This window comes from Clostridium sp. ZBS2 (assembly GCF_023845855.1).
Classification (GTDB): Bacteria; Bacillota; Clostridia; order Clostridiales; family Clostridiaceae; genus Clostridium; species Clostridium aquiflavi.
Genome location: NZ_JAMQIF010000050.1, coordinates 1 through 4,166, shown reverse-complemented (window position 1 = coordinate 4,166; position 4,166 = coordinate 1). Strand labels below are relative to the sequence as shown.

At 26.5% G+C, this 4,166-nt stretch carries 3 protein-coding genes and 1 pseudogene; 2 read left to right on the top strand and 2 right to left on the bottom strand.

Translation table 11 applies throughout. From position 1 onward, the window contains the following. A partial coding sequence (locus tag NG918_RS16510) for a CDP-alcohol phosphatidyltransferase family protein (protein WP_252227137.1) occupies positions 1 to 310 on the bottom strand: 310 nt, incomplete at its 3' end. Positions 311 to 529: 219 nt separating this feature from the next. Here NG918_RS16510 and NG918_RS16505 point away from each other — a divergent pair. Then, positions 530 to 1,408, top strand: coding sequence for a YegS/Rv2252/BmrU family lipid kinase (locus NG918_RS16505; protein WP_252211921.1), 879 nt, complete (start codon positions 530 to 532; stop codon positions 1,406 to 1,408). A gap of 87 nt (positions 1,409 to 1,495) precedes the next feature. Further along, positions 1,496 to 2,152 (top strand): hypothetical protein, encoded by a 657-nt coding sequence (locus tag NG918_RS16500; RefSeq protein ID WP_252227135.1) that lies wholly within the window; start codon positions 1,496 to 1,498, stop codon positions 2,150 to 2,152. Between the two features lie 95 nt (positions 2,153 to 2,247). Here the strand turns inward: NG918_RS16500 and NG918_RS16495 are convergent. Beyond that, a pseudogene (locus NG918_RS16495) lies at positions 2,248 to 4,166 on the bottom strand (YgiQ family radical SAM protein); the annotation flags it as partial.

Genomic DNA, 4,166 nt, shown 5'->3' with positions numbered 1-4,166 from the left:
ATAATAATAATAATATTAATCCAATAGATCCTTTTGGTCCTAAATTTGTAAATTCAAATAATATATATATTAGTATAGATGGCGCTACACCAAAAGAAACTAAATCAGCTAAAGAATCTAATTCTTTGCCTAAATCACTAGATACGTTTAAAAAACGTGCGACTCTACCATCATATCTATCAACTAAGCCGGCAATTAATATAAAAATACTTGCAAGATCTATTCTATCATACATAACCGATAGTATTGAAAGAACACCACAAGATAGATTTATAAATGTGAATATATTAGGAATACAACTTTTTCTCATAAAAATCACTCCTGAATTTATTAAAAATCATTTACGAAATATTATTATAGCATACATGTTCTTAAAATATAAGGTGTAATTTAATTAATATTTTCTTAATTTATAAAATAAGAAATTTATACCATAAAAATACATAAAAGATAATATATTATCGACATTAAAAGTACAAAATGATATAATCAGCTGTATAACGAATTTGGTTGGAGGGAATTTATATTTATGAAAAAGGTTAAATTCATATATAACCCGTACTCAGGAGAAAATATTATAGTTAATGAACTAGATAATGTTATAAAACTACATGAAGAAGCGGAATTTCAAATAATTCCATATAGGATTCAAAAAGGAAAATCATTATATGAAGCCTTAGATGACATAGATGATACTTACGAATATATATTAATAGCTGGTGGCGATGGTACTGTTGATTCAGTTGTAAATGCCATGAAACAAAAGAAACTAGATTTGCCAATAGGAATATTACCAGTAGGAACTGCAAATGATTTTGGTAAATTTATTAATATACCAAATAACATTACAGATGCTTGTAATAAAATATTAAATTCAAAACCTGTTGGAGTTGACCTTGGCAAAATAAATGATAAGTATTTTATAAATGTAGCAAGTACAGGACTTTTTACTGATGTTTCTCAAAAGACCGATGTAAACTTAAAGAACACTATAGGTAAATTAGCGTACTACTTAAAAGGTATAGAAGAGTTACCTAACTTTAGAAGACTAAAAGTCAATATAACGTCTAAAGAGTGTACTTATGATGGTGAAATGTATCTTTTATTAGTATTCAATGGAGAAAGTGCTGGTAACTTTAGATTAGCTACAGAAGCAGACATGACAGATGGTAAGCTTGATGTAATTATATTTAAAGCCATTCCAATTATTGAATTAATACCATTATTTATTAAAGTATTAAAAGGAGAGCATTTAGATTCTAAAAAAGTAGTATACTTTAAAACAGATGATTTATATATTGAATCTAAAGAAAATATAGTTACAGATATTGATGGAGAACGAGGACCAGATTTTCCATTAAATATTAAATGTATTAAAAGTGGAATTAAAGTTTTAGGAATTGATTAGTAAAGTAATTATTAAGTAGTTATAGGTATAAAATATGTAATTATATAATAAATATAAGTAACAGGAATGTAGATAGGAGTGTAATTTGTGAATTTTGCATATTATTTATTTTTGTTACTTATAATTTTTTTATGTCTGATACTTTTAAAAAAGAATATACAGGTTTCACCTAAGAAAATAAAAATATATGTGACTATTGTAATTACATTATTTTTATTAAGACATATAACATTATTTATTTTATGCATACTTAAAAATAGTACAATTGTATACTATTTTAAATCTGTAATTTTCTTAAACCATATATCAGTGCCTCTAATGATTTTAGCTATAACATATGTGTATCTTAGATCTGAAAATTTAAAATTTAGCACTAACTATATTATTGCTGTAATAATATCAGTTGTTTATGGCTTAATAATCTATTTTTCTAAAGCAACAGTGCAAGTAAACACTTTGTATGGTTTTATTTTAAAAATAGATAAAGAAACATTAATATTCTTATTTTCATTAATATTATTAGGAATACTACTTATTTTTAATGTAATTATACTAGATAAACCTTTTGTAAATAAAAAGGGCATATGGCTTATAATTTTATCAATTTCAATTGTAATGATTGAAGATATTATTATTTTAGGGGGAATAAGAGTTTTCCCATATCCAGTTATAGGAGATTTTATATTTCTTATAATTATGAGTTTAGTACTGAATGGTTTTAAAAAAATTAGAGAAATACAATAAAAAATAAGAAAAGACTAATGATTCCAAAACAAACAGAAACATTAGTCTTTTTATATAGTTAAAATTATTTTCTTCTATTAGTCTTTTTATTAAAATTATTTTCTTCTAGTAGAAGTTTTAGGTTTAAAATTACCTTTAGATTTTTTTCTATTTTCTACATTTTTATCTTTTGAATTAGATTTAGAACTTTGAGTTATACTTTTAGCACTTGAATTAGATTTTGCATTATTCTTATTAGAAGTTCTAGTGCTAGTTGTATGTGAACTCTTTTCGCCATCATTATTAGATGATTTATTTCTATTATTTTTACCTTGATATCCAAGTTTAGCTGGTGTAAAACCAATCAAACAATCTTTATCATTACCAATTAAATCTTCTCTGTGTGCTGCAATTAAGGCCTTTTTTACCTTTTTATGATTTTTAGGTACAGCAAATTGAATTAAAGCTCTTTGCATTTCTTTTTCTTCAGGAGTTCTAGGAACATAAACTTCTTCTCCAGTAAGAGGGTTAAATCCAGTGTAGTACATAGTAGTTGACAAGCTTCCAGGAGTAGGGTAAAAATCTTGTACTTGTTCTGGAGTATATCCCATTTCTTTAACATATTGTGCTAGTTCTATTGCTGCATTTAAATCAGAACCAGGATGAGAAGACATTAAATAAGGTACAAGGAATTGTTTCTTATTTAATTTTTTATTTATATTAAAGTATTTATCTACAAATCTATCATATACTTCTCTTGTTGGTTTTCCCATTTGATTTAATACTTTTGGAACAACATGTTCTGGGGCTACTTTTAATTGACCGCTTATATGATGTTCACATAATTCTTTGAAGAAAGAGTCATTTTTATCATGAATTAAATAATCATATCTTATACCTGAACGAATAAACACTTTTTTTATACCAGGTAATTTTCTAACTTTTTTTAATAAAGAAAGATATTCAGTATGATCAATCTTTAAATTTTTACAAGGTGCTGGAAACATACACTGCTTAGTCTTACATGTTCCATGTACTTCTNNATGTATCCTTTAAAATCAGGGAGAGTAGTTAATAATGTTGCTTCATCAATTATAGAATTTTGGCTTCTATTTTGAATTACTCTTCCTTGATGGAATGTTAATGCACAAAATGAGCATGAACCAAAACATCCTCTATGACTTGTAATTGAGAATTTAACTTCTTGAATTGCAGGTATTCCACCTTCAGATTCATATATTGGATGATAAGTTCTTGTATAAGGTAAATTATATGTAATATCCATTTCATCTTGGGTTAAGTTTTCTTGAGGTGGATTTTGAACTAGATATCTATCACCATATTTTTGTATTACTGTTTTACCAATAATTGAATCTTGTTCATAATATTCTAATTTATAAGCTTCTGAATAAGCATTTTTATCATTTACCACTTCTTCATATGATGGAACGATAACTGGATTTTCAATATGTGATATATCATTAGTTAAGTAACATGTACCTCTAACGTTAGTGATATTCTTTATATTTGCACCATATCTTAATAAGTCCGCAATTTGAACTACTGTTTTTTCACCCATACCATACATCAATAAATCTGCTTTAGAATCTAGAAGGACACTTCTTCTTATTTTATTATCCCAATAATCATAATGAGCAAATCTTCTAAGACTTGCTTCTATTCCACCAATTGCAATTGCTACATCTTTAAAAGCTTCTCTTATTCTATTGCAATAAACAATTACAGCTCTATCAGGTCTATGTCCTGATTTACCACCTGGAGAATATAAATCTTCGCTTCTATGTCTTTTGGCAGCAGTATAATGGTTAACCATAGAATCTATATTACCTGAATTAACTAAAAATCCATATTTAGGACGCCCTAATTTTTTAAAATCTTCACAATCATTCCAGTTAGGTTGTGCAATAATTCCAACGGTAAATCCTTCTGATTCAAGGGTTCTTCCAATTATAGCAGTACCAAAAGATGGATGATCAACATAGGCATCTCCAGTTACAATTATAAAATCTAATTG

Bases quoted from the DNA above. Each gene is read 5' to 3' on its own strand.
- NG918_RS16505 (WP_252211921.1), top strand. From the start codon at position 530: ATGAAAAAGGTTAAATTCATATATAACCCGTACTCAGGAGAAAATATT.